This is a genomic window from Devosia pacifica, from assembly GCF_014652635.1.
GTDB lineage: Bacteria > Pseudomonadota > Alphaproteobacteria > Rhizobiales > Devosiaceae > Devosia > Devosia pacifica.
In genome coordinates this window covers 238,746-262,725 of record NZ_BMZE01000001.1, presented here as the reverse complement: position 1 = coordinate 262,725, position 23,980 = coordinate 238,746, and the positions used below count along the sequence as shown (strand labels likewise).

The following is a 23,980-nucleotide window of genomic DNA, read 5'->3' as shown; positions in this document are numbered from 1 at the left end:
GCCCTGGTGGAGAAGCTATCAGCGCTGTTAGCGGTCAGCTGCATAAAGTGCAAACACTTCTGTCCCCGCGTTCACGCAAGCCCTGCGAAAATCCGGTACTTTCTCGCCCATGTCCGATCATCGAAACCTGCCACCAAACGGTCTTTCGTACAAGCAGGCGGGCGTCGATATCGATGCCGGGAACGCGCTTGTAGACGCGATAAAGCCTGCGGTGAGATCGACGCGCCGACCAGGCGCAGACGGCGAAATAGGCGGGTTTGGCGGTTTGTTCGATCTGCGGGCGGCTGGGTACTCAGACCCGGTGCTGGTCGCCGCGAATGATGGCGTGGGCACCAAACTCAAGATCGCCATCGAGACCGGCAGGCACGATACCATCGGTCAGGATCTGGTGGCGATGTGCGTCAACGACCTGATTGTTCAGGGGGCGGAGCCACTGTTCTTTCTCGACTATCTTGCGACGGGCAAGCTCGATGTCGAGCAGGCAACGTCTGTTGTGGAGGGCATTGCGGAAGGCTGCCGGCAGGCAGGATGCGCGTTGATCGGCGGTGAGACAGCCGAAATGCCGGGCATGTACCAAGGCGGCGACTATGATCTGGCGGGATTTGCCGTTGGCGCAGCCGAGCGTGGCGCACTGTTGCCACGCCCGGACATCGGCGCCGGCGATACGCTGGTAGCAATCGCCTCATCCGGCGTTCATTCCAACGGGTATTCACTGGTTCGCAAGATCGTTGAGATGGCCGGTGCTGATTGGGCGGCACCTGCTCCATTCGATGAGACGCAATCTCTCGCCGAAGCACTGCTAACGCCGACCCGGATTTATGTCCGGCCACTGCTCGATGCCTTGAAGCGCGGACTCGGTATAAAGGCCCTCGCGCATATCACGGGCGGTGGGTTTATCGACAACATCCCACGCGTGCTGCCCGAAAGCCTTGCGGCAGATATCGACCTGTCTCTGATCAAGGTTCCAGAGGTGTTCGGCTGGCTGGCTCGATCCGGCGGGCTCGGTGAACGCGAGATGCTGCGTACTTTCAACTGCGGCGTCGGTATGCTTGTGGTGGTCGACGAGAGCGACGCTGACCCGCTGGTGGCCCACCTGACCGAGGCCGGCGAAACGGCCCGCGTGATCGGCAAGTTGACCGAGCGAGCTGGCGACCCGGTCACGTTTTCCGGGCAGCTTGGGCTGTAGATGCCGGGCGGGCGACTGATTATAATTTGCGGGCTGCCGGGCTCCGGCAAGACCACCCTCGCTCGACAATTGGCCGAACAACCCGACGTCGTGCGCTATAGCCCGGACGAGTGGATGGATGATCTGGCGCTAGACCTTTACGACGAGCCAAGGCGAGCAGCAATCGAGACGCTGCAATGGCAGCAGGCACAGCATGTGCTGACGCTTGGCGGTACCGCGGTGATTGAGTGGGGCACTTGGGCGCGATCCGAGCGCGACACACTCAGACAAGGTGCTCGAGCGCTTGGCGCTGCCGCAGAGCTGGTGTTTCTCGATGCGCCCGCAGATGAACTGTTCCGGCGGATCGCGCTTCGCGATGCCGAAACGCCGCCAATCACGCGAGACATGGTCGATTCCTGGCTCGAGGCGCTCGAACGCCCAACGGCGGAAGAACTGAGCCTGTTCGATCCACCTGAGGGGCCCACACCAGCATGACGACTGAGAAAAAGCGTGTTGCCGTTCTGATATCCGGACGTGGCTCAAACATGAAGGCGCTGATCGAGGCGGCGCGGTCGCCCGATTATCCTGCAGAGATCGTCGGTGTGCTGTCCAATAGAGCTGCCGCGCCCGGCCTGCAGCTGGCAGAGCAGGAAGGCATCGCGACGGCCTCGGTAGCACAAAGCCGCTTCCCCAGCCGCGACATGCTGGAAGATACGATGACGCAGATTCTCGAGAGCTGGGAGACGGACTATGTCTGCCTTGCTGGCTTCATGCGGATCCTCGGAGAGGACTTTGTCGAGCGGTGGGCCGGGCGCCTGATCAACATCCACCCCTCCCTGCTACCGGCCTACAAAGGGCTCGATACCCATGACCGGGCAATTGCGGATGGTGCAAAAGAGCACGGATGCTCCGTTCATTTCGTCACCCCCGGACTGGACGAAGGCCCCGTGATCGCCAAGGCGCGCGTGCCGGTACTACCGGATGATACTCCCGATATTCTGGCGGCGCGTGTCCTTGAGCAAGAGCACCTGATCTACCCGCTGGCACTACGCGACCTCATCGAAGGAAAAGTCGCCCTGCCAGAACGCTAAGCCTGAGCGCAGTAGAAATCGGGTCGCCCATTCACGTCATTGATGCGAGCTATCGCCAATTGCACTTCGACTCTGCCGACAGTGCGGCCTAAGCATTTGGCGTGCGTGAAAGGACGAGCCTCATGGGACTTCGAGACTGGTTGTGGATTCTCACCCTCGGGACCATCTGGGGCTGCTCTTTTATCTTCAACGCCATCCTGATCAGAGAACTCGGGCCGTTCTGGGTTTCGGCTTTCCGTGTCGGGATCGCCGGCTGCGGCTGCTGGGCGATACAGGGCGTACTGCGCAAACCGCTACCGCGAGATCCGAAACTGTGGCTCCAGCTGGGTCTTTTGGGCGCCCTGTCCTATGCATTGCCGTTCGGGCTCTACCCGCTGGCACAGGAGCATCTCGCGAGTGGTGTGGCCGCGATCATCAACGCGTTGACGCCAGTGATGACCGTTGTCGTCTCGCATTTCTGGATTGGTGGGGAGAAAGGCACGCGCTGGAAAGTGTTCGGCGTGGTCTTCGGGTTCAGCGGAGCCGCGATCCTGATGTCGCCTGCGCTGGCATCGGGCGGCAGTTCCAGTCTCTGGGCAATGGCGGCGTGTCTCTTGGCGACGCTCTGCTATGCCGTGGCGCTGAACGTGAACCGCAGCTTCAAGCACGTCGAACCAACCACCTTTGCGACGCTCGCGTTTACAGGGGCTTCTCTCGGCGCGGTGCCACTGGCGTTCATTTCCGAGGGTGTGCCGCATATTGCCCGGGCGGAGACTTGGGGCGCGGCGCTGCTGATCGGGCTGTTGTCGACAGCCTTCACCTTCCAGGTCATGTACCGCATCTTGCCGCGCGTCGGCGCCACAAATTTTGCTACGACGACATTGATCGCGCCTGTCTCGGCGATTGTCCTTGGATTTGTGTTTCTTGGCGAGCTCATCCAACCCGCCCATTTGATAGGGATGGTGGTGATCTTCATTGGCCTGTTGTTCATCGATGGCCGGCTGCCGACGTGGCTTGGTCTGCGGCGGCAGAAAGCAAGGGCGGCGAAGACCGCCGCCTAGCCCATCATTGATAGTCGCAGCGGTTCGCCGCTGCGCTTCGCTTATTCGAGTTCGAGCTTTGCTTTCAGGATATCGTTTACGGCCTTCGGGTTGGCCTTGCCGCCACTCTGCTTCATCACCTGTCCGACGAACCATCCCAGCAGGCCCGGCTTGGCCTTGACCTTCTCGACCTGATCGGGATTGGCGGCGATGATCTCATCGACAATGGTCTCGATGGCGCCGGTATCTGTGACCTGCTTCATGCCACGGGCTTCGACGATCTCGGCGGGATCGCCGCCTTCCGCCCAGACGATCTCGAACAGATCCTTGCCGATCTTGCCTGAAATTTCCCCGCGCGAGATCAGCTCGACAATGCCGCCGAGCTGCGCTGCGCTGACGGGGCTGGTCGAGACGTCGAGACCCTCCTTGTTCAGCCGGGCGAAAAACTCGTTGATCATCCAGTTTGCGGCGAGCTTGCCATCGCGGCCCTCGGCGACTTTCTCGTAAAAATCGGCGGACTCCCGCTCAAGGGTCAGCACCATCGCGTCGTACGGGGTGATGCCGTAGGTCTCGACGAACCGAGCTGCCTTCTCGTCGGGAAGCTCAGGCAGATTCTCCGCAAGCTCGGCGATGAAGGCATCGTCAAATTCCAGCGGCAGCAGGTCGGGATCGGGGAAGTAGCGATAATCGTGCGCTTCTTCCTTGGTCCGCATCGACCGGGTCTGGCCGGTCTTCGGATCGTAAAGCCGCGTTTCCTGATCGATGGCCCCACCGTCCTCGAGGATATCGATCTGCCGGCGCGCCTCGTATTCGATCGCCTGGCCGGCGAAACGCATGGAGTTGACGTTCTTGATCTCGCAACGGGTACCGAATTCGCCACCAGGCGCCCGCACGGAGACATTGATATCGGCACGCATGGAGCCCTGCTCCATATTGCCATCGCAAGTACCGAGGTAGCGCAGGATGGCACGCAGCTTCGACAGATAGGCTTTCGCCTCGTCCGACGAGCGCAGGTCCGGCTTCGAGACGATTTCCATCAGCGCGATGCCGGAGCGGTTGAGATCAACGAAGCTCATTGAGGGATGCAGATCGTGGATCGATTTGCCGGCGTCCTGCTCGAGATGCAGGCGCTCAATGCCGATTTCGACAATATCGCCATCAACCTCGAGCTGTACCTTGCCCTCGCCGACGATTGGATCCTTGTACTGGCTGATCTGATAGCCCTGCGGCAGATCCGGGTAGAAATAGTTCTTGCGGTCGAAGATCGAGCGCTTGTTGATCGCAGCCTTGAGACCCAGCCCGGTTCGAACGGCCTGGCGGACGCATTCCGCGTTGATCACAGGCAGCATGCCTGGCATGGCAGAATCGACGAAGGATACGTTCTCGTTGGCAGGCTTGCCGAACTCGGTGGACGAGCCCGAGAAGAGCTTGCTCTCGGATGTGACCTGAGCGTGCACTTCCATGCCAATGATAATCTCCCAATCCTGGGTAGAGCCCTTGATGAAGTTCTTGGGATTGGGCGTACGCGTGTCGATGAGAGTCATGCGCGGATTGGTCCTGACCGTATTGGCGGATGGTATTGGTGCCGGCAGGGCTGCGGCAGGTATTCAACTGCGAGATAGCGGTTTAGGAAAGAGCAGGCAAGACGCGCGACGCCTACTCTTCCTCTTCGTCAATGACACCTGTGAATGGCATCAGCCGCTTTTCCAGATGAATACTCATGAACGGTTGGTGCGCTGAAGGGCCTTCGGCGCGTAGAGCGAGAATTTGATAACCCTGGCGTTCGTAGAATCTCACGGCACGCACGTTGTCCGCAGGCGTTTCGAGGTGCACGCGGCGCGCACCTTCCAGTTCCAGCAGCGCCTCCATGCGGTGCAGCAATAGTGTGCCGATGCCCTGGCACTGCAACTCCGGCATAACGAACAGAAACGGAATGTACGAGCGGCCACGCGCTCGCGAACACCAGCCCACGGGAACGTCGTCGAGCTCCGCGACGATTATGCGGTCGAGGGTTTCAGCGACGATGTTCTCGAGACGCCTATGCTCGGCGGCCCGCATTCCGGGCCGTTCACGTTGCAGGGCGAGAATGCCGCTCTCCCAGGCATCATAAGCGATCTGCACCAATAGCGGCGCATCGCGACGTTCGGCGTTTCTGATCCCTATGAACGACATGGCGATCCCGGTCTCATTGTGCGCGTCGGCGCGCGGCGATGATTCCCTTCTCGTAATTGATGTTCCAATCGATCAGGGTCCGCCAGATAAGTTCTGCCTGATCCTCGTCGAGATCAAGTGCCAATGCGCGTGAGCGTTGTTTGGCGACAATCGCCTCGATACGCGTCTTGTCGTAGGCCTCGTGAGGGTCGCTCTTGATCTGGGCCATGCGCGTCACATAGCCGTGCCGTTCAGCGAAAAGGCTCAAAAGGGCTTGGTCGATCCGGTCGATTTCCGTGCGAACGTCTTCCTTGGTTTCGCACTGTTCAGGCAGTTTGGCAGCGGTCACGACAGCTCCTGCATATTGCTTAGGTTTGCTTGTTTGTTGCACTGCCAAACCCAGCAAGGCAACAGCCCGGTGCCTACTCTAAAGGAACCAAAGGACAGATCGGCGCGTTCGCGGACCGTATAGCTAGGAGTGTAGCATGAACCAATTCGATCGAGCCATTCGGGACATCAGCCACGGCAAGACCCCAAACCGGCGTCAACTGGAGAAACAGATCGCAACGCTCCAACGCGATCTCGAGAAAGTCAGCCGTGACTTTACGCGTACCGGCGAGCATCGCATCGACGAATGGTCTACAGAGGCTGCCGAATTTGCCGATGAGCTGCACCAACAGATCAACGCTATGGGCCGTGAACTATCGCGTTATGCTGATAAAACAGGGCGCGCCATCAAGAAAGACCCTGTGCCCGTGCTGGTAGGCGCAGGTGTGTTCGCGCTAATCGTGGCCATTCTGCTTGGGCGCAGATAGTCGCACCGGGTAGCGAACCCCTAAAACTTTGTTAAGATTGTCGGATCATTCTGTGAGGAACAGTGCACTGAGGATCCGACATGCCTTCACCTTTGAAAGTCCTGACGCGTAGCGTCGTTCTCGGCGTTGCGGCGCTTGCCGTTGCGGGGTGCAGCAGCTTCGGCTTTCCAACTCTCACCGCGCAGCGCAAGTCGGACAAAGAGTGTCTGATGCGCGCGATGTACTTCGAGTCCAATCGTTCGAGCGCGGACGGCATGCTGGCGGTGGGCACGGTGGTGATGAACAGGGTAGATGACCCGCGCTATCCAAACACGGTCTGTGGCGTCGTCGGCCAGCCTAATCAGTTCGCTAGCGGCGTGATGAGCCGGAAGATGACTGATTCTGGTGTGCTGCTGGCGGACCAGATGTCGGGACGCGTGCTACGTGGAGAGCGCCATCCGGGCGTGCGTGGGGCTCAGCATTTCCATACTGCAGGGCTCCGGTTCCCCTACAACAACATGCACTATGTGTTGGAAGCCGGCGGCAACGAGTTCTACGTCAAGCGTTAGCTCGCTTAGTCCGGCCGGATGTCGCTATAGTTCTTGGTAGCTGGCTTGCCGCGGAACGTGACCCAGAAGAAGTTCAGCGTATACGTGCCGGCTGTCCTGAAAACGCCTTCTTTTTCAAGGCGTCGCCCTGAGGTCTTCATCTTCAGCTTGAAAGTCCACTTGACCCCGCCGACCCGCGAGAGGCGGACCGCGACGTCTGTATCTTCGCCGAAAAACTCGATTGTGCGGTCATATCCGCCGACCGACACCCAGGCGGAGCGCCTGAAGATGAAATTGCCGCCTTGGATCACCGAGCCCACTCGGAGCACGAACCGGTTCATCAGATAGATCAGGTATGTCAGGCCATAGAACATGTTGACGAGGAACCGATTCCAGCCGGACATGTCGTAGTAGACATATGGGCCACTCAGCGCCACGAGCTTCGGGTCCCGCTCGAATTCGTCGAACACGGTGTCCAGCCACCCTTCCGGCACGATCGTATCGGAATCGATATTTGCCACGAGTTCTGCGGTCGATGCCTCGAGACCGGCATGACGTGCGTGCACGAGGCCTTTCTTGTGTTCATCGACGACCTGAATGCCGCTAAAGCTGCGCGCTATTTCGCCCGTTCGATCGGTAGAGGCGTTATTGACAACGACGACTTCCACATCGTCGCCTCGGCCTGACCGCTGAATTTCCGCAAGGACGGATTCAAGGCATTTGCCGACAAGGGCCTCTTCATTGTAGGCCGGAATCACGAATGCCAGTTTCATGCATGCTCCAAGAGTTGGCGCTCCTTATCTGGAGTAGGACCTGCGAGCAACTGACGGTGACGGTTTTCTGTCGTTTTCGCTAGCTGCAGCACAACCGATGGTTCCGATTGCCTGGACGTTGTGCAATTGGTGACGGGTCCAGATACCACGTTCGGATCGGTGCATGAACGATCATCAGCATGCCAGCGAAAAGCACGAGCGCCACGGCAATGCCCTCCAGAGGCTGCGAGCGCGCCTCCGCGTCCTCTATCACGGCCATTCGCGAGAGGCGTTGCGATTTCAGTTCGCGGTGCTGATTGTTGACCTCGCGATCATTGCGTTTTTCATCGCGACACCGCTGCTTCGTGGCGAACCTGCATTCCTTTGGTTCGATTATTCCGTTGCGGCGCTGCTGGCTCTCGACCTGACAGCGAGAGCCCTGGCCACATCGGACCTGATGCGATGGGCGCGGCAGCTGCCGGTTATCATCGACGTATTCATCCTGCTGACATTGTTGATGCCGACCTGGCTGGTGAACCTCGGATTCCTTCGGATCTTGCGGCTCTGGACGATCAGCAGAACGGGTTTCATCTGGCGCCCGCTGCGGAAGCGCAACCTTAGCCATCTGCGCGAACCGATACAGGCGGTGATCAACCTGTTGGTCTTCCTGTTCGTGGTGACCGGCTTCGTCTACACTTTTTTCGCGCGCCGCGATAACTCGATCGAGGGCTATATCGATGCCCTGTACTTCACGGTAGCGACCGTAACAACGACCGGCTTTGGTGACATCACGCTGCCCGGGACTTGGGGCAAGCTGACCTCGATCGTTGTGATGATCGTCGGCATCTCGCTGTTCGTCCGCCTCGCCCAATCGATCTTTCGCCCGAACAAGGTTCGCTTCCCCTGTCCGCAGTGCGGCCTGCAACGACATGATCAGGATGCTGTGCACTGCAAGGCGTGCGGGTACCTCCTCAACATCCCGGACGATACTGACTGATCAGTCGGCCTCGAGGTTATTGAGGTCTGTGAACAGTTCGACCTCCGGGGCTTGTGACCGGACGTCAACGCCTTCCTGTTCGAGTGCTTCGCGGACCGCCCGGGCAAGCTCGACGGCACCAGGGGTATCACCATGAAGACAGATGGAGCGGGCGCCGGAGGCGAGGACCTTGCCACTGTGAGAGACGATCTCACCTGCCTTTGCGAGGCGCAGGCACCGCTCCACGACTTCTTCGCGATCTTCGATGACAGCGCCCTCCGCATTGCGGGGTATCAACAATCCCTGGTCGGAATACGCGCGGTCCGCGTATGCCTCGCGGATCAACGGCATTCCCAGGGCCTTGGCCGCACGCACCTGCATGCTGTTGTCGAGAGCAAGCGTGGCCATGCGCGGGTCCATGCCGAGGGCAGTCGCGAAAAGCCCTATCGAAAGCGAGAGGTCCTCGCTGGCCTGATTTGCAAGGGCGCCATGAAGCTTCATGTACTCGAGCTTCACATCAAGTTCGGCAGCTATCCAGCGGATATGGATCAGCTGCGAGCGAACCTGGGACAGCAATTGATCCACCGGGAGAACGAGGCGAAACCGGCCAAAACGCTCGCGGTCGGCATAGCCTGGATGCGCGCCGACGCGGACGCCGTTTTCGCTGCATAGTTGCAAGACCTGGCGCATGCTGTCGGTATCGCCTGCGTGACCGCCGCAAGCGACCGACGCGCTCGTGACTATGTGCAAAAGATCCTCGTCGGTGCCGGCGCCTTCTCCGAGGTCGGCATTCAGATCAATACTCGGCATTCAGTATCCTCGACGCAGGAGCGTCTGCGCATGCTCAACAGTGATCGGAGAGAACATCACTTTTGTGCCAGGACGCAACTGCGCCAACCGGTCCTGATCGCTGCCGATGACCGTGGCGATACGCGGGTATCCGCCTGTCGGCTGGTGGTCACGCATCAGCACCGTCGGCGTGCCGTCGCCGAGGATCTGGATGTCGCCATCAACGATCGCGTCCGAAACGAGATTCAGGTTCGGTGCTGAGGCAAAGACGCCCGAGGGATCGCGCAATCTCATGCCCATCCGATCCATTTGAGATGTCATTTCAAAGGCTTCAGTGACGAACGCAGTTCGTACGTCCGGTGAGAACTGTTCGGCGTGCAGGCCCCAGATGACGCGGATCGGCCCATCCTCGACTTGTTGCGGCGCAATTCCGCGCTCCGTCTCAGCGGCACTACGGACTTCGAGTGCATCTCCAGCCGAGAGCTGAGCGCCACCTAACCCAATCCGGGAGTTGGTCGAAGCGCTATTGAGCACCCTGCCCATCTCGATGTTCCCATGGAACCGAACATAGCCGAAATTGCCCGTGGGGCCGGCTGTTATCGTTAGCCGATCTCCGGTCGCAAGATCGCAGGCGCCGGGCCACGCGATAGCCTTACCATTGACCGTGGCGGAGAATTCTCCGCCGGCCAGCCCGAGCGTACAGGCGCCGTCTTCGACTTCAAGCTCCAGACCTGCAGTAGTGAATTCAATTCCCACGGGCCCAGCTCCGCCAGTCATGTACGCAGCGGCTGAAAACGCCGATCGGTCCATTGGGCCCGATGCCCCGATTCCATGGGCAAGGTAACCAAAACGGCCGGCATCCTGAAGAGTGGCCAGAGCCCCCGCCCTGATGATGCGCAGTCGGGTCATTTGATAGCCTCAAAGACCAGGGTATCGCCTGGACGAATAGTGCTTGGCGGATCCTGCTCGGGGTGGAAGTTGCGGAATTCGGTATGGCCGATGACGTGCCATCCTGTTGGTATATCAGTCGCGGCAATCGCGGTCTGGCCCGCCGCAAATAATACGCTACCGGCCGCGACCTGCTGGCGCACTCGCGTTCGGCGGGGCACCCTCAGGGCCTCTGAATGGAAACCCGCATAGACGAATCCGGGCGCGAAGCCCGTGGCGAGTGCCTTGAGGGGCGCTGCATTGTGGGCGGTGATGAAGGCTGCGATGTCCAGTTCGACTGAAGCGGCGACTTCATTGAGATCGGGGCCATCGAAACGAACCGGGATTTTGTGCTGGTTCGCATTCAAAGCTCGCGCCGCGCGGCTTGTTTTCAGGCGTAACCCTATTTCGCCCGAAAGTCGCATGAAGGAGATCGCTTCGGGATCGTAGCGCAACAGCACAGATACAAGATTGGGTGCAGTTTCAAGCACGCCCGGTATCTCGCTGCTGTTCAGCAGTTGTGCGAACTCAATCGCTGCCGCGTTGGCCGATTGGGTGAGCCCCTCGGAAAAGCGCACCAGCAGATGCTGGTCTCCGAGCGGCAGGAGTCTTGCAGAAGGCCATGAGGGCGCGTCTCGCGAAGCGGGCAGATCGACGTTCACGCTTTTCTCCCTTCTGTTCTCCACCTCTGGCGGATTTGCATGGCCATGACAAGCAGATGGGCTTGCGGCCAAAGGCCCTGACGAGCAATGAATGCGCATGCCGAGCGCCCTGCCCCATCTCCCCATTGACGACGTGTTGCCACTGCTACGCGAGTGCCTCAGCAATAGTGGCAGAGCTGTGCTGGTCGCGCCGCCTGGAGCCGGCAAGACGACTCGCGTTCCGCTGGCGCTTCTTGGCGAAGCCTGGCGCGCCGATTCACGCGTCATTGTGCTTGAACCACGGCGGTTAGCCGCGCGGGGGGCGGCCCGGCAAATGGCGCAGCTGCTTGGGGAAACCGTTGGCGAAACAGTGGGATACCGTGTTCGGCTCGAAAGTCGTGTGAGCGCGAGAACACGGATTGAAGTGGTCACGGAAGGCGTGTTTACGCGCATGATCCTCGATGATCCGGAATTGCCGGGTGTAGCGGCTGTTCTGTTTGACGAGTTTCACGAACGCAGCCTTGATGCTGATCTGGGACTCGCTTTGGCGCTCGACACGCTGGCGCTGCGGGACGATCTTCGGGTTCTGGTGATGTCGGCCACGCTCGACGGAGCCAGGATCGCCGAGCGGATCGATGGCGCACAGGTGATCGAGGCGACAGGTCGGACTTTTCCGATCGAAACGAGATACCTTCCGCCAGAGCCGCAAAAACCTATTGAGCCACAAGTGGCGCGGGCGGTGCTGCAGGCGCTTGAAGAAGAATGGGGCTCTATCCTGGTCTTTCTGCCGGGACAGGCGGAGATCAGCCGCGTCTATGACGCCCTCCGCGGTCGTGTGGCCGATGACACTGATGTTCTCGCGCTGTTCGGGCGCATGGCAACCGCGGATCAAGATGCCGCAATTCGCTCCTCTCCCGCCGGTCGGCGAAAAGTTGTGCTAGCGACATCGATCGCGGAGACTTCCCTGACCATTCCTGACATACGCGTGGTTGTGGATTCCGGCCTTGCGCGGCGCCCATTGTTCGATCCTGCGACGGGCCTGACGCGACTGGTGACCCGCAAAGTCTCTCGCGCCTCAGCCGAACAGCGGCGCGGCCGCGCGGGTCGGACCGAACCTGGCGTGTGCTATCGGCTGTGGCCAGAGGGACAGACCGCAGGACTGCAACCGTTCGATCCGCCGGAAATTCTTCAGGCGGATCTGACCGGGATAGTACTCCAGCTCGCCTCGATCGGCGTGCGAGACCCTAATGCCTTGAGCTTTCTCGATCTGCCGCCAGCGAGCGCTTGGCAGGAAGCCGAGGCCTTGCTGGCCGCGCTCGATGCCCTGGATTCGGCTTCGCAGATTACTGCGAGAGGCCGTGAGATGGCCCGCCTGCCAATGCATCCGCGGCTTGCGCACATGGTGCTTGGTGCGAGAGAGGACAATGACGTGCGCACGGCGGCGACGCTTGGGGCATTGCTGACGGAACCGGGCGCTGGCGGCAACGATGTTGACATCGGCGTCAGGCTCGAAGTCCTGGCGCGCGACAACTCGCCCCGGGCCAAGTCGACACGCCAACTTGCGGAACAATGGTGCCGGCTGGCAGGCGCGGTCCCCGGTTCAGGCCTCGATCCGGGAGCGGCCGGATATCACTTAGCGCGCGCTTACCCCGATCGTGTCGCCCAATCGGCAGGTGCAAAAGGAAGGTTTCGGCTGGCGAATGGCCGGGCCGCGTCGCTCGAACCAACTCACGCGTTGGCGAACGAGGCATTTATCGTCGTGACCGATCTGGGAGGCGAGGCGAGCCGGAGCCGAATCCATTCTGCCGCCCGGCTGAACCTTGAAGAGATTGAGACGCTTTTCTCTCACCGGATCAAACAGGAAAGACGTCTGCATTTCGACAAGGCGGCCGCAGCCATCCGTGTGCGCAATGTGCGAACGCTTGGCGCGCTGGTGCTGAGCGAGACAACCGAGGCCCCGAAGCCGGAGGACCAAGTCGGGCAAGCGTTGGCAGCAGCCATTGCTGAAATCGGCATCCAGCGGCTGCCGTGGTCGCGCAACCAATTTGCCCTGCGTGATCGAGCCAGCTTTCTCGCAAGAGAGCTCGGCGCGCCGTGGCCCGACCTTTCAGACGCTGCACTTGCAGATAATGGTGCCGATTGGATCGTTGCGCATATTGGAACCTCCAGCAAGCTTTCGGACATTACCGCGGACATGCTCGAGTCGGCACTCTTCGAGCTGCTCCCGTGGGCGTTGCGCCAGCAGCTCGACACCATGTTGCCGAGCCATTTCGATGCGCCGTCCGGTTCGCGCTTGCCGATCGACTACGCGAACGAGAACGGACCTACACTTCAGGCACGACCACAGGAGCTTTTCGGCCTCGACCATCATCCGACCATTGCTGATGGCAGAATCGGCTTGCTGGTTGTGCTGTTGTCTCCTGCGCAGCGACCGATCCAGAGCACGCGAGATCTTCCCGGGTTCTGGCGGGGCTCCTGGCGGGAGGTGGCGCGTGAGCTCAAGGGCCGCTATCCCCGGCATTCGTGGCCAGATGATCCACTATCTGCCGAAGCGACAAGTCGTGCGAAACCACGCGGCCGCTGAGACTGGACACTACCGGGGCAAAACGCTAAACGGGCGCTGTGGGTAGGTGGCAGAGTGGTCGATTGCTCCGGTCTTGAAAACCGGCGAACGTGCAAGCGTTCCGGGGGTTCGAATCCCTCCCTACCCGCCACCAAGATCAGCGCACCTCGAGCGCCTTGAGCGTGGTAGCGACTGCGACGTTGAGCGGCGTGTGGGGCTCCTTGCCGAGAAACATCGCTAGCTTCTCGTTCGATAGCCGGATCGAATGCCGCCACAGATAGCGCATCTTGTAGATCTCTCGCGGCGTCTCCATGAAGAGGCCGGCGGCGCCGACGAGGCTCCAGGGAAAATGCTTGGTTCGCAAATCAGGGCGCCCCAACGCTCCTGCTATCGCGCGCGGCAAAGCGCGACCGTCCGGATCCCAGTGCCCGCCGAAGTGGAAGCGGGCGAACGTTTCAAGCTGGTCACGCCGGTCCAACAGTTGAGCCACCGTTTCACCGATATCCGGGAGATAGGCCCAGCTGTGTCCAATGCCCTCAGGCCCGGGATAGGTCACGGCCTTTAGCCGGCGACCTGGGGTGACCAAAGCCTGTGCAAACCAGTTGCTGCCTCGAGCCGGGCCGAAGAAATCACCGCATCGCAGGATCAGAACAGGGACCCCCTCGCGACTGGCGGCCTCGAGCCGGCTCTCCAGAGCTACGCGTATCCTGCCCTTTTCTGTGACAGGGTTTTGCGGCGAGTCTTCGCTCAGGTTCGGGAAGGCATCGAAGCCGTAGTTGTAGATCGTTCCGGGCAGAACGATACGCGCTCCGGTTTTTCTTGCCGCGGCGATCGTATTCTCGATCATCGGCACGACGAGGCTACCCCAGTTGCGATAGCCCGCCGGGTTGACTGCATGCACGATAATCTCGGCATCCTGGGCAGCAGCCGTGACGTCAGATGCGGACATCGCATCACCAGAACGCCACTCGATCCGGTCGTCCAAAGTCCGGGTTTCGCCCGCATCCCGGCGCGTCAAGGCGGCGACTTGCCAGCCGTGCTGCAGCAGAGCTTGTGCAACGGCATTCCCAACACCACCCGTTGCGCCGAGGATAAGGGCTTTACCAGTATTCATCTGTCATCTCCACGCTGATCTTGTGCGTGATATTCGGCGAGGATGAGGAGCAAAGGAATTGACGAACTTGTTGCAGCCGGTGATAGATTTTTTATGAGCTCAACCGACTGGAACCAACAAAGGGCTTTTCTCGCAGTGCTGGAAGAAGGCAGCTTGTCCGCAGCTGCCAGGCGGCTTGGGCTTGCCCAGGCGACGGTGCGATCGCAGGTCGAAGCGCTAGAGCATGCGTTGGGCACGGTACTGTTCACACGCTCCGCGCGCGGTTTGTTCCCCACAGAGCACGCCAAGTCGCTGGGTGACGCAGCGCGAGCCATGGGACGGGCGTCGGAAACGTTTGTCCGCACAGCGGCCTCGCGCCACGATCAGCCTGCCGGGGTCGTCCGGCTTTCGGTGTCCGATTTTGTTGGCGTTGAGGTGCTGCCGCCGATGCTCGCTTCTTTGCGGCAGCGCTTCCCCGAACTGATAATCGAGATCGTGCTTAGCAATCGTTCCGCCAACCTGCTTGAGCAGGAGGTCGACCTTGCAATTCGGATGCATCCGCCGCGTCAGGATGCATTGGTTACCAGAAAGGTGGGTGCGATCCCGATAGCTCTGTTCGCCCACCGAGACTATATCGCACGCCGGGGCGCGCCCGCGACGATCGAAGATCTGGTGACGCACGATCTGATCGGCTCCGACAAAGATCAGGCTTTTCTCGCAGTGTCGGAGGCGGTTTTCCCGATGGTAAAACGGGCCAACTACGTGGTGCGGACGGATAATCATCCCGCGCAGCTCGCGGCAGCGCGGGCTGGTCTCGGAATTGTCGCAGCTCAAAGGCCCGTCGGGCTAGCCGATAGCAACCTGGTGCCCGTCCTTCCCGACCTCGTCATCACGAAGCTTGAGACGTGGATCGTGACGCACGAGAACCTGCGGCATCTGCCACGCGTGCGGGCAGTCTTCGACATGCTGGTCGAGCAGTTTCAGAGGATGCTCAGCGAGAAGGATTAGCCGTATGGCTTCACCGGCAGAGTTCGATGCCTTTGATGGCACTCTCGTCCATCGGTCCTTCAATGCAATGCAGGACGACCTTTGAAGTACGACCGCTGAGAGCAAGTGCCACCGCGTGATGATTCCCATCGAGGATCAGGCTGTTTCCGTCGGACAGGCGATAGCACGGCAGCTCGAGACTTGCATTCGGCTGCCTTCGAAACTCGGTGGCGAAGGAGAGCACGGTACGGCGCTCGGCAGAGGGCATCCGATCGATCCGGCGCACCGCCTCGGCAACGGTCATATTGCGCACCCGTAGCCAGTGCAGAAAATGCGGATTGATGCGCCCAAGGCTTATCCGAAAGCACGTAAAGAGCCGCCCGATTTGATCGGGCGCCTCGACTATATCGACCGCAACCGGCCAGTTCTCAGCGACGAAGCGAGATTTGTTCAGTCCCGCTCTAATGTCAGGGAAGCGGAGGAGGAATTGCTCCGCTTCGTTCACCTTAAAGCGTTCCGTCAAGGCAGGAGGACGACCGAACCGGTGGTTTCCCGCGCCTCGAGGGCCCTATGCGCCTCGGCGGCCTCTTCCAGCCGGAACGTGTGGTTCACGTTGACCTTTATCGCCTCGGATTTCACGGCGTCAAAGAGCGCCGCTGCGCCCTCCAGCATGTCCTCGCGATTGGCGAAATAGGAGGCCGCGGTCGGGCGTGTGACATACAAAGAGCCCTTGCGCGCCAGAACCCCGAGATCGGGGATCGAGACAACACCGGAAGCATTGCCAAAAGACACCATCAGTCCGCGCGGGCGCAGGCAATCCAGTGAAGACTCAAAGGTATCCTTGCCAACGCCGTCATAGACGACGTCCACGCCTTTGCCGTCCGTCAGATCACGAACACGCTCGACGAAGTTCTCTTCGCGATAATTGATGACTTCATCGCACCCGTTCTCAAGGGCGAGTTCTGCCTTGTCGGCCGAGCCTACGGTACCGATGACACGAGCCCCGATTGCCTTTGCCCACTGGCATGCCAACAATCCGACGCCCCCGGCAGCGGCATGATAGAGGATGGTCTCGCCAGCTTTCAGCGGCCATGTCTTGAAGAGCAGGTAGTAGGCGGTCATGCCCTTGAGCATCATCGCCGCGACCTCTCGGTCATCGATCCCGTCGGGTACTGGAATGACCTTCTCTACCGGCAGCAGCCTGTCACGTGCATAGGCGCCTAGAGAGCCGTTGTAGGTAACTCTGTCACCGGGCTTGAAGCTCTCCACATCGGGACCGACGGCAGTAATGGTCCCGACGCCTTCGTTCCCTGCGACAAATGGTGTTTCAATGGGATACAGACCAGAACGCTGGTAAGTGTCGATAAAATTCAGGCCGATGGCAGTCTGAACGATGCGCACCTGCCCAGGGCCCGGTTCACCCACCGTGACTTCCGTGACCTTCAGGGCCTCGGGGCCTCCTTGATTTTCTACGACGACGGCAATGCTCATGACTTGGGCTTCCTCGGAGCGGACTTCGGGCGGGCCTGTGCCTTCCTCACCGGATTGGAGCGCGGCCTTGGCTTTGCGGTCTGAACCGATGCCACGTCCTCTTCGGAGACGCGGCTACCCGGAACAGCGGTTGCTGCGGCAAGCCGTTGCGGATCGGCATTGGCCATCCTGCGGCTCTTCGCAAATATGTTAACAGCTTCCACCAATACGGAAAACGCCATCGCAGAGTAGATGTAGCCCTTCGGGATATGGAAGCCGAGACCATCTGCTACCAAGGTCACGCCGATGAGAAGCAGGAAGGCTAGAGCCAGCATCTTGGTTGTCGGGTGCGCGGCCACGAACCGAGCGATCGGGCCAGAGGCGATGAACATTACGGCGACCGCCACGAGAACGGCGGCAATCATCACGATGACCTGGTCGGCAGGCACCATGCCAACTGCGGTGATGATCGAGTCGATCGAAAATACCATATCGATGATGACGATCTGCAGGATGATCGCCTGGAATGAGGCCTTGGCCTTTTCCGCGATGCTCACTTCATGCGGCTCTTCAATAGCCGCATGCATTTCGTGGGTTGCCTTGTAGATCAGGAAAAAGCCGCCGGCGATGAGGATGATATCTTTCCAGGAGAGATCGAACCCGGCGAAACTGATGACCGGATCCTCGAGCTGCACGATAACGGAGATAAGCAGGAGCAGAACGATGCGGAATACCAGCGCCAGCGCAATGCCGAGCTTGCGCGCCCGCTCGGCCTGTTCGGCCGGCAGCCGTGAGACCAGGACGGAGATGAAAACGATATTGTCGATACCGAGCACGATCTCCATGACGGTCAATGTCAAGAACGCGACCCAGACACTGGGGTCGACAAGCAATTCCATCATCACGCAATTCCTGCTGGCTTAAGAATGACGTAGACTCATAGTAGCAACAGCGGCCTTGTGAAAGACGCGACAAGCTGATCGCAGGGTCTCTGGTCGATTTTCGGTGTCGATGCTAACACCTAGGGCGCTGTATGGCCCAACCGACACGAGAGATGGGATGACCGACCGGACCGATGCCATAGTTGTAGGAGGCGGGCTGACTGGGCTTGCGGCGGCAATTGCGTTGGCCCGTGCCGGCCTGGACGTGATTCATGCCGCTCCTGGCGCCGCCAAGGATCAACGAACCTCGGCGCTGATGCAGCCGGTGGTCGACTATCTGGTTTACTCTGGCCTGATCGAGGATCCCGCGAGCCTCGGTTATCCCCTGCGCCGCATACGGATCATCGACGCCACAAATCGGCTGTTCCGAGCCCCGGAAAGCTTGTTCAAGGCCTCTGACATGGGGCTCGACGCCTTCGGGTGGAATTTCGCGAACAGCGCGCTCAACGAGGCCTTCTCGAAGGTTCGGGCGTCCCTGCCAAACCTTTCGGCTGTCGATAGTGCACTCGTTGACCTCAAGGCGCAGGAGTCCACCCATATTGCTGTTCTTGCCGACGAGCGTGAGATAGAGGCGCCGCTTATCGTTGGCGCAGATGGCAAGCGGTCGTTTGTGCGTAGACATGTGGAAGGCTTCGTTTCTCGCGAGCGGCAGTTTGAACAGTCCGCATTGGTTTGCGATCTGGAGCTGCAGAAGCCGCTCAACGCCACATCCGTGGAGTTTCACTATCCCAATGGTCCATTCACGCTCGTCCCGGCAGAAGAGAATCGGGCGAATCTCGTCTGGATCGACAGACAGGATGTGTTGCAGCACATCATCGCGCGACCGGACGCCGAGATGATCGAGGCTTTGGCGCAGAAATCCCAAAGGCTGTTTGGCGATATCAAGATGGCGACGAAGCCTGCCGTTTTCCCTTTGAACATTCTATCCGTTCGGCCCCTCGGACGCCGCGGCGTGGTGCTTGTGGGAGAGAGCGGGCATGCGTTTCCACCGATTGGCGCGCAGGGACTGAACCTTGGCCTTCGCGACGTGGAAGCGCTTGCAGAGGTGGTAAAAAACGCTGATCGTTCTGATTCAAACTGGGGCCAGGAGGTGAGCGATGCTTATGCCGTTCGTCGGGCCACAGATGTTACCAGAACCGGCGGCATGGTCGACGCACTGTTTCGCTCTCTCCTTTCCGAACATCTGCCAGCACAGATGCTGCGGGCCGGCGGGCTCTGGGGCCTCAACGCCCTGCCCGCGTTGCGAAAGCAGGCAATGTCCATCGGCATGGGCCGGCAATAAAAAAGGGGCGCTGACGCGCCCCTCACTGATGCTGTCGATGCAGCCAGATTACTGCGCCGTCTCCTCGGCGCCAGAATCCGTACTCTCTTCTGAAGCCCCTTCCGCGGGCTCGGCATCCGTATCGAGCTGGCGACGGAGCTGCTCGGCACGGTCCTGAAGCACCTGCTCAAGCGCGTTACCGCCTGTCGACTCCTGGCGGAACTCGTCAAAGGTGAGCGCAGCATCGCCATCATAGGTGGCGGTAAAGCCGCTCAGGTCGATCTCAATCGTGAGATCCTCGTTCTGACGGTTCTTCGCCGTGAGCTTCAGGGCTGCACCACGCTTGAGCGAATTCACGTAGGCCTCGTTGATAACGAGCTGGGTCGCGCATGACGTCGGATCGCAGAGCATATAGGGCACGCGGATCGGTTCGGCGCCATCGATCTGCCAGGTAAGCCCGAACGGCAGCAGCACGCCTAGTGGAACGGCAGCAACTGCCAGCAGGCGGCTCTCCTGGCCCGGGTCGTCACGCAGCAGGAACGAGCCAAGGAACTGACCATTGGCCAGAACCACCTGACGCATGATGCACGCTTCCTGCCCATCCGGCAGCGGATCGCATACCTTCAACCAGTTCTGCGAGGGAAGTTCGGCGCTGGTGATACCCTGCGTCGCCGCTGTGGTATCAGGTTGCTGCTGCTCGCTCGTCGCGGGCGCTTCCTCGGTCGTCTCGGTCTCTTGGGCGAGAACCGTCATGGACGACAGCGCAAAGGTGGCGGCGGCAAGACCAGCGAGAAGTGAGTTTCTGAGCTTCATGCAAAATCCTTGGCTTGTTTGCAATCGCAACGGGGCGGCGTTCTCCCCCGCATTCTTGGGTGACCTTGAAGTGCTGAATTCGGGCAATAGCATGACGACCAAGCATTACGGAACCCTGTCGGGCGGGCCGAACCATGCAAATTGTCTTATATGGTTGTTCCGGTTCGTTAACGCCAAATACTTACTGCTCCGCCGCTTTCGCCATGCGCGAAAGAATAGCGGCCGCACCTTTCAGTCTCGCATCGGCGTTGGGCCAGTTGCGCGCGAACACAATCTTCTGATCTGGTTTTATACGGGCCTGCTGTCCCGGGTCCGCTACAATCTGCACCAAGGCACCCGGGTTCGGGAACTCATTGTTGCGTAGAGTAACGACAGCGCCCTTGGGCCCAGCGTCGACCTTTTCGACATTTGCCTTGCGACAGAGCGACTTGACCAGAATGACCTTCAGAAGTGCCTCAACCTCTTCAGGAAGTGGACCGAACCGGTCGATGAGCTCAGCGCCGGCGGCATCGATCTCCTCGGCTTCCTTGAGATCACCCAGCTGCCTGTAGAGCTGCATCCGCACGGTCAAATCCGGCACATAGTGCTCGGGGATCATCACAGGCATGCCAAGAGATATTTGCGGGCTCCATTCTGAGTTGTCGACATATTCTTCCTCGCCGGACCGTAGGGAGGCCACGGCCTCTTCCAGCATGGATTGGTAGAGCTCGTAGCCAACCTCGCGAATATGTCCCGATTGTTCCTCGCCCAGCAGATTGCCAGCGCCGCGGATATCGAGGTCGTGGCTGGCCAATTGGAAGCCCGCGCCCAGCGTTTCGAGAGACTGAAGGACCCCTAGGCGACGCTCCGCAGTATCCGTCAGCTTGCGGTCCGGGGGCACTGTAAACAGAGCGTAGGCGCGCTGCTTGGAGCGTCCGATGCGGCCACGGATCTGATAAAGCTGCGCGAGACCGAAATGGTCGGCGCGATGAACGATCAGGGTGTTCGCATTGGGAATGTCGAGACCGGACTCGACGATGGTGGTGGCGACGAGGACGTCGAACTGCCCATCATAGAAGGCGTTCATGATGTCATCGAGTTCGCCGGGCGCCATTTGGCCGTTAGCAACGACGAATGACACCTCGGGAACCTGTTGTTTAAGGAAATCAGCGATTTCCGGCTGATCCTTGATGCGCGGCACGACATAAAACGCCTGCCCGCCGCGATATTTCTCGCGTAGCAGCGCCTCGCGGACGCTGAGCGGATCGAAGGGCGATATGAACGTGCGCACAGCCAGGCGATCGACCGGCGGCGTCGCCAGCAACGACAAGTCGCGAACACCTGTCAGGGCCAGTTGTAGTGTACGCGGGATTGGCGTCGCGGTCAGCGTCAGCACATGCACATTGGCCTTGAGCTCCTTAAGCCGCTCCTTGTGGCCCACGCCGAAATGCTGCTCTTCATCGATGATCAGCAGCCCCAGATCCTTGAACTTGATCGATTTCGCCAGCAGGGCGTGGGTACCGACGACAATATCGACCTGCCCCTCGGCAAGACCCTGGCGTGTAGCCTTCATTTCGGCGCTGCCGACGAGACGCGAGGCCTGGCGCACGCGCACCGGCAGGCCGGCAAAACGCTCGGCAAATGTCTTGTAGTGCTGACGGGCAAGAAGTGTCGTCGGCACCACCACGGCCACCTGCTTGCCCGAAAGGGCAACGGCAAAGGCAGCCCGAAGCGCGACTTCGGTCTTGCCGAAGCCGACATCGCCGCAAACCAGCCGATCCATCGCCTTGCCGGATGACAAATCATCAAACACTGCCTCGATGGCGGCCATCTGGTCTTCAGTTTCCTCGAACGGGAATAGCGCAGCGAACTCGTCGTAGCTGCCGGCGTGAAGGTCCATCCGGTCGGCAGAGCTCAACTGACGTGCCGCGGCAATCGTGATCAGCTGCTCCGCCATTTCGCGGATGCGCTGCTTGAGACGGCTTTTCTTAGCCTGCCAGGCACCGCCGCCCAGTTTGTCGAGTTGGGCGCCCGTGTCTTCGGAGCCATAGCGCGAAAGCAGCTCGATGTTTTCGACGGGCAGGTAGAGCTTTGTATCGCCGGCGTATTCGAGCTCAACACATTCGTGTGGGGCGCCCCCCGCCTCGATAACACGCAATCCGATAAATCGGCCGATACCGTGATCGACATGAACGACCAGATCGCCGGCAGCGAGACTGGCGGCTTCTGTCAGCGCATCGCTGGCCTTGCGACGGCGTTGCGGGCGCAGAATGCGCTCACCCAGAATGTCCTGTTCAGACAGGACGAGCATCTCGTCGGTGACGAACCCGCTATCGAGGCCGAGCACAACAAGAGATGTGGTGTTCGGGCTTGTGGAGGCGGCGTCGCGCCAGTTTTCCGCCATGCGTGGGTTGGTCAGGCCATGGTCCTTGAGCACCTGGGCCATACGGTCCCGCGTGCCTTCGCTCCAGCAGGCAATGATGCCGCGGCGTCCCGCTTTGCGCTCGGCCGTAAGGCGGTCGACGACCGCGGCGAAGAGGTTGGTATCCTGCGCTTGCCTCTCGGCTGCGAAGCTCGGAGCCAGGTGCCCGCCAGCATCGACCGTGTCCCGCGTATCTGGCGCCTGAAAGGCCGAAAGCTGTATGACGCTAGCGCCGGCCAGAGCATATGGGTGCTGGTCGACAGCATAGAGCTGATCCGGTGGTACGGGTTTATAAGGGGCGCCGGCTCCAGCGACCTGAGGCTGCTGACGGGCTTCCTCGCGCGCCTGATAATAGTCGACGATCTGCCGGCGCCGTTCGCCAAAGGCTTCGGCGGCCTGGTCATCGAACACATATGGAGCGTCACCCACGTAGGCCGACAGGTCCTCGAGGTGCTCATAAAAGAACGGCAACCAGTTCTCGGCGCCAGCATAGCGTGAACCGGCGCTGATGGCGGCGTAGAGCGGGTCATCTGCGGTGTTTCCGCCGAAGCTGCGCGTATAGTTCTGGCGAAAGCGGCGGATGCTGTCGGCGGTCAGCATCACTTCGCTCATCGGCACCAGTTCGATCCGCTTCAGCGTGCCCGTGGTACGCTGTGTGTCAGGATCGAAGGTGCGGATGGTTTCCAGTTGCGAGCCAAAGAAGTCGAACCGGACAGGAGCCTCGGCACTAGCCGGATAGAGATCGACAAGTCCGCCGCGAACCGCGAACTCGCCGGATTCGCGCACTGTCGGAACCCGAAGATAGCCGTTGTCGCTGGCCCAGGTGATCAGCTTATCGCTTTCGACCATACGACCACTCGCGGCGGAAAAGCTCATCCGCTGCACGTCTTCACGCGGCGGCAGCTTCTGGATGAGCGCGTTGACCGCGGTCAGAACGATCGCGCCGCTGGTCTGGTTTTCGGCGAGGCTCGCCAAGGTCCGCATGCGGGCAGCTGTAGTAACGCTGTTCGGCGACACCCTGTCGTACGGTAGGCTGTCCCAGGCCGGCAAAGTGAGGATTGGATGACCGGGTAGCATCTGCTGCAGTATGTCCGCGAGCCGCTGCATCCGCCGGCCGTCGCGCGCCACGAAGACGATACTGACCGGATCCTCTGGAGCCGCCTTCAGGCGATCCTCCACAAGGCCCGCAAGAACCATCGGCTGCATGCCATCCGGCACATGCGCAATCGTGCGTGTCGGCTTCTCGACGATCTGCTCGTTCATGACTGCAACCGTTGCTGCTGATGTCGGACGATTCGCGCAAACAGCGGCGCATCAATGCGCTCAGGCAGTGTGTCTGCCCCCGTCACCCAGCGCAGAAGGTCCGCATCCAGTTCGTCAAGTAGCGCTTCGAACGCGTCCAGTTCCGCAGCGTCCATATTCGGTCCCTCAGCGTCCGCGAAGGAGCCAAGTACCAGATCCATTTCCCGGATACCGCGGTGCCAAGCACGATAGCGCGCACGTTTTCTGCGCATAGCAATCGGCTCACCGGCCGTTTCTGCAACTGCCATGATTTCGGTCTGCCTATGTTTGTGGCGGCCTGTTTACGCCGATTGTTG

23 protein-coding genes, 1 tRNA gene and 1 pseudogene are annotated in these 23,980 nt (G+C 60.3%); 11 read left to right on the top strand and 14 right to left on the bottom strand.

The annotated features are described in order from the left end of the window. The first annotated feature begins 109 nt into the window (after positions 1-109). The 4 genes from purM to IE127_RS01240 all read left to right on the top strand — a co-directional run bounded on the left by purM (position 110) and on the right by IE127_RS01240 (position 3,296). Positions 110-1,186 carry a phosphoribosylformylglycinamidine cyclo-ligase gene (gene purM / locus IE127_RS01255; RefSeq protein WP_189422622.1) on the top strand — a complete coding sequence of 359 codons (1,077 nt, stop codon included), beginning with the start codon at positions 110-112 and terminating at the stop codon, positions 1,184-1,186. After that, positions 1,187-1,660: a P-loop nucleotide/nucleoside kinase family protein gene (locus IE127_RS01250; RefSeq protein ID WP_189422620.1), complete on the top strand. Its 474-nt coding sequence runs from the start codon at positions 1,187-1,189 to the stop codon at positions 1,658-1,660. It begins immediately after the preceding gene. Further along, entirely contained in the window at positions 1,657-2,256 is a 600-nt protein-coding gene (gene purN / locus IE127_RS01245; RefSeq protein ID WP_189422618.1) for a phosphoribosylglycinamide formyltransferase, read from the top strand. The genes IE127_RS01250 and purN overlap by 4 nt, the downstream gene beginning before the upstream one ends. A 122-nt stretch (positions 2,257-2,378) precedes the next feature. Beyond that, on the top strand, positions 2,379-3,296 hold the full coding sequence (locus IE127_RS01240; protein ID WP_189422616.1) for a DMT family transporter: 918 nt from the start codon (positions 2,379-2,381) through the stop codon (positions 3,294-3,296). Between the two features lie 41 nt (positions 3,297-3,337). On the opposite strand, the gene gatB is transcribed toward IE127_RS01240, so the two are convergent. The 3 genes from gatB to IE127_RS01225 all read right to left on the bottom strand — a co-directional run bounded on the left by gatB (position 3,338) and on the right by IE127_RS01225 (position 5,775). Then, the gene (gene gatB, locus IE127_RS01235) at positions 3,338-4,819 is read right to left on the bottom strand and encodes an Asp-tRNA(Asn)/Glu-tRNA(Gln) amidotransferase subunit GatB (RefSeq protein ID WP_189422614.1); all 1,482 of its coding nucleotides are present in this window, start codon (positions 4,817-4,819) and stop codon (positions 3,338-3,340) included. 112 nt (positions 4,820-4,931) lie between these two features. Next, the gene (locus tag IE127_RS01230) at positions 4,932-5,447 is read right to left on the bottom strand and encodes a GNAT family N-acetyltransferase (protein ID WP_189422612.1); all 516 of its coding nucleotides are present in this window, start codon (positions 5,445-5,447) and stop codon (positions 4,932-4,934) included. Positions 5,448-5,460: 13 nt separating this feature from the next. After that, on the bottom strand, positions 5,461-5,775 hold the full coding sequence (locus tag IE127_RS01225; RefSeq protein ID WP_189422611.1) for a chorismate mutase: 315 nt from the start codon (positions 5,773-5,775) through the stop codon (positions 5,461-5,463). Between the two features lie 136 nt (positions 5,776-5,911). Between IE127_RS01225 and IE127_RS01220 the strand changes: the two genes are divergently transcribed. Both IE127_RS01220 and IE127_RS01215 read left to right on the top strand, forming a co-directional pair. Continuing rightward, on the top strand, positions 5,912-6,241 hold the full coding sequence (locus tag IE127_RS01220; RefSeq protein ID WP_189422610.1) for an SEC61-beta family protein: 330 nt from the start codon (positions 5,912-5,914) through the stop codon (positions 6,239-6,241). A 194-nt stretch (positions 6,242-6,435) separates the two neighbouring features. Continuing rightward, positions 6,436-6,786, top strand: a pseudogene (locus tag IE127_RS01215) (cell wall hydrolase); the annotation flags it as partial. An 8-nt stretch (positions 6,787-6,794) separates the two neighbouring features. Here IE127_RS01215 and IE127_RS01210 read toward each other — a convergent pair. Then, positions 6,795-7,541 (bottom strand): glycosyltransferase family 2 protein, encoded by a 747-nt coding sequence (locus IE127_RS01210; RefSeq protein WP_189422608.1) that lies wholly within the window; start codon positions 7,539-7,541, stop codon positions 6,795-6,797. Positions 7,542-7,704: 163 nt separating this feature from the next. On the opposite strand from IE127_RS01210, the gene IE127_RS01205 reads away from it, so the two are divergent. Next, on the top strand, positions 7,705-8,517 hold the full coding sequence (locus tag IE127_RS01205) for a potassium channel family protein (RefSeq protein WP_189422607.1): 813 nt from the start codon (positions 7,705-7,707) through the stop codon (positions 8,515-8,517). Here IE127_RS01205 and IE127_RS01200 read toward each other — a convergent pair whose 3' ends face one another. From IE127_RS01200 to IE127_RS01190, 3 genes are read right to left on the bottom strand one after another with little or no spacing between them, the layout of a single operon-like run. Beyond that, positions 8,518-9,306, bottom strand: a complete 789-nt coding sequence (locus tag IE127_RS01200) for a LamB/YcsF family protein (protein WP_189422606.1) — start codon at positions 9,304-9,306, stop codon at positions 8,518-8,520. After that, a complete protein-coding gene (locus IE127_RS01195; RefSeq protein ID WP_189422605.1) occupies positions 9,307-10,194 on the bottom strand; it encodes a 5-oxoprolinase subunit C family protein in 888 nt (295 codons plus the stop codon). After that, positions 10,191-10,973 (bottom strand): 5-oxoprolinase subunit B family protein, encoded by a 783-nt coding sequence (locus IE127_RS01190; protein WP_210310397.1) that lies wholly within the window; start codon positions 10,971-10,973, stop codon positions 10,191-10,193. The genes IE127_RS01195 and IE127_RS01190 overlap by 4 nt, the downstream gene beginning before the upstream one ends. Between IE127_RS01190 and hrpB the strand changes: the two genes are divergently transcribed. Beyond that, positions 10,966-13,437 (top strand): ATP-dependent helicase HrpB, encoded by a 2,472-nt coding sequence (gene hrpB, locus IE127_RS01185; RefSeq protein ID WP_308430286.1) that lies wholly within the window; start codon positions 10,966-10,968, stop codon positions 13,435-13,437. The two genes, IE127_RS01190 and hrpB, sit on opposite strands and share 8 nt — an antisense overlap. 40 nt (positions 13,438-13,477) lie before the next feature. Further along, positions 13,478-13,567 (top strand) — tRNA-Ser (locus tag IE127_RS01180). 6 nt (positions 13,568-13,573) lie between these two features. Here the strand turns inward: IE127_RS01180 and IE127_RS01175 are convergent. After that, on the bottom strand, positions 13,574-14,530 hold the full coding sequence (locus tag IE127_RS01175; protein WP_189422601.1) for an NAD-dependent epimerase/dehydratase family protein: 957 nt from the start codon (positions 14,528-14,530) through the stop codon (positions 13,574-13,576). A 93-nt stretch (positions 14,531-14,623) separates the two neighbouring features. Here IE127_RS01175 and IE127_RS01170 point away from each other — a divergent pair, with 93 nt between their 5' ends. Continuing rightward, the gene (locus tag IE127_RS01170) at positions 14,624-15,517 is read left to right on the top strand and encodes a LysR family transcriptional regulator (protein WP_189422599.1); all 894 of its coding nucleotides are present in this window, start codon (positions 14,624-14,626) and stop codon (positions 15,515-15,517) included. Positions 15,518-15,527: 10 nt separating this feature from the next. Here IE127_RS01170 and IE127_RS01165 read toward each other — a convergent pair whose 3' ends face one another. Genes IE127_RS01165 through IE127_RS01155 form a run of 3 tightly spaced genes read right to left on the bottom strand, consistent with a single transcriptional unit; the run spans position 15,528 to position 17,868 of the window. Then, the gene (locus tag IE127_RS01165; protein WP_189422597.1) at positions 15,528-16,001 is read right to left on the bottom strand and encodes a hypothetical protein; all 474 of its coding nucleotides are present in this window, start codon (positions 15,999-16,001) and stop codon (positions 15,528-15,530) included. Between the two features lie 14 nt (positions 16,002-16,015). Then, complete coding sequence (locus IE127_RS01160) at positions 16,016-16,987, bottom strand: quinone oxidoreductase family protein (RefSeq protein ID WP_189422595.1); 972 nt, start codon at positions 16,985-16,987, stop codon at positions 16,016-16,018. Continuing rightward, a complete protein-coding gene (locus IE127_RS01155; RefSeq protein ID WP_189422594.1) occupies positions 16,984-17,868 on the bottom strand; it encodes a TerC family protein in 885 nt (294 codons plus the stop codon). Before IE127_RS01155 ends, IE127_RS01160 begins: the two co-directional genes overlap by 4 nt. 157 nt (positions 17,869-18,025) lie before the next feature. On the opposite strand from IE127_RS01155, the gene IE127_RS01150 reads away from it, so the two are divergent. Continuing rightward, positions 18,026-19,189: an FAD-dependent monooxygenase gene (locus IE127_RS01150; RefSeq protein ID WP_189422593.1), complete on the top strand. Its 1,164-nt coding sequence runs from the start codon at positions 18,026-18,028 to the stop codon at positions 19,187-19,189. A gap of 48 nt (positions 19,190-19,237) precedes the next feature. Here the strand turns inward: IE127_RS01150 and IE127_RS01145 are convergent, their stop codons facing one another. From IE127_RS01145 to IE127_RS01135, 3 genes are all read right to left on the bottom strand, one after another. Beyond that, a complete protein-coding gene (locus IE127_RS01145) occupies positions 19,238-19,981 on the bottom strand; it encodes an invasion associated locus B family protein (RefSeq protein WP_189422592.1) in 744 nt (247 codons plus the stop codon). A gap of 181 nt (positions 19,982-20,162) precedes the next feature. Continuing rightward, entirely contained in the window at positions 20,163-23,645 is a 3,483-nt protein-coding gene (mfd, locus tag IE127_RS01140; protein WP_189422591.1) for a transcription-repair coupling factor, read from the bottom strand. Continuing rightward, on the bottom strand, positions 23,642-23,932 hold the full coding sequence (locus IE127_RS01135) for an FAD assembly factor SdhE (RefSeq protein WP_189422590.1): 291 nt from the start codon (positions 23,930-23,932) through the stop codon (positions 23,642-23,644). Before IE127_RS01135 ends, mfd begins: the two co-directional genes overlap by 4 nt. Between the last annotated feature and the right edge of the window lie 48 nt (positions 23,933-23,980).

Bases quoted from the DNA above. Each gene is read 5' to 3' on its own strand.
- purM (WP_189422622.1), top strand. From the start codon at position 110: ATGTCCGATCATCGAAACCTGCCACCAAACGGTCTTTCGTACAAGCAG.
- IE127_RS01250 (WP_189422620.1), top strand. From the start codon at position 1,187: ATGCCGGGCGGGCGACTGATTATAATTTGCGGGCTGCCGGGCTCCGGC.
- purN (WP_189422618.1), top strand. From the start codon at position 1,657: ATGACGACTGAGAAAAAGCGTGTTGCCGTTCTGATATCCGGACGTGGC.
- IE127_RS01240 (WP_189422616.1), top strand. From the start codon at position 2,379: ATGGGACTTCGAGACTGGTTGTGGATTCTCACCCTCGGGACCATCTGG.
- gatB (WP_189422614.1), bottom strand. From the start codon at position 4,819: ATGACTCTCATCGACACGCGTACGCCCAATCCCAAGAACTTCATCAAG.
- IE127_RS01230 (WP_189422612.1), bottom strand. From the start codon at position 5,447: ATGTCGTTCATAGGGATCAGAAACGCCGAACGTCGCGATGCGCCGCTA.
- IE127_RS01220 (WP_189422610.1), top strand. From the start codon at position 5,912: ATGAACCAATTCGATCGAGCCATTCGGGACATCAGCCACGGCAAGACC.
- IE127_RS01210 (WP_189422608.1), bottom strand. From the start codon at position 7,541: ATGAAACTGGCATTCGTGATTCCGGCCTACAATGAAGAGGCCCTTGTC.
- IE127_RS01205 (WP_189422607.1), top strand. From the start codon at position 7,705: ATGAACGATCATCAGCATGCCAGCGAAAAGCACGAGCGCCACGGCAAT.
- IE127_RS01200 (WP_189422606.1), bottom strand. From the start codon at position 9,306: ATGCCGAGTATTGATCTGAATGCCGACCTCGGAGAAGGCGCCGGCACC.
- IE127_RS01195 (WP_189422605.1), bottom strand. From the start codon at position 10,194: ATGACCCGACTGCGCATCATCAGGGCGGGGGCTCTGGCCACTCTTCAG.
- hrpB (WP_308430286.1), top strand. From the start codon at position 10,966: ATGCGCATGCCGAGCGCCCTGCCCCATCTCCCCATTGACGACGTGTTG.
- IE127_RS01190 (WP_210310397.1), bottom strand. From the start codon at position 10,973: ATGCGCATTCATTGCTCGTCAGGGCCTTTGGCCGCAAGCCCATCTGCT.
- IE127_RS01175 (WP_189422601.1), bottom strand. From the start codon at position 14,530: ATGAATACTGGTAAAGCCCTTATCCTCGGCGCAACGGGTGGTGTTGGG.
- IE127_RS01170 (WP_189422599.1), top strand. From the start codon at position 14,624: ATGAGCTCAACCGACTGGAACCAACAAAGGGCTTTTCTCGCAGTGCTG.
- IE127_RS01160 (WP_189422595.1), bottom strand. From the start codon at position 16,987: ATGAGCATTGCCGTCGTCGTAGAAAATCAAGGAGGCCCCGAGGCCCTG.
- IE127_RS01155 (WP_189422594.1), bottom strand. From the start codon at position 17,868: ATGATGGAATTGCTTGTCGACCCCAGTGTCTGGGTCGCGTTCTTGACA.
- IE127_RS01150 (WP_189422593.1), top strand. From the start codon at position 18,026: ATGACCGACCGGACCGATGCCATAGTTGTAGGAGGCGGGCTGACTGGG.
- IE127_RS01145 (WP_189422592.1), bottom strand. From the start codon at position 19,981: ATGAAGCTCAGAAACTCACTTCTCGCTGGTCTTGCCGCCGCCACCTTT.
- mfd (WP_189422591.1), bottom strand. From the start codon at position 23,645: ATGAACGAGCAGATCGTCGAGAAGCCGACACGCACGATTGCGCATGTG.
- IE127_RS01135 (WP_189422590.1), bottom strand. From the start codon at position 23,932: ATGGCAGTTGCAGAAACGGCCGGTGAGCCGATTGCTATGCGCAGAAAA.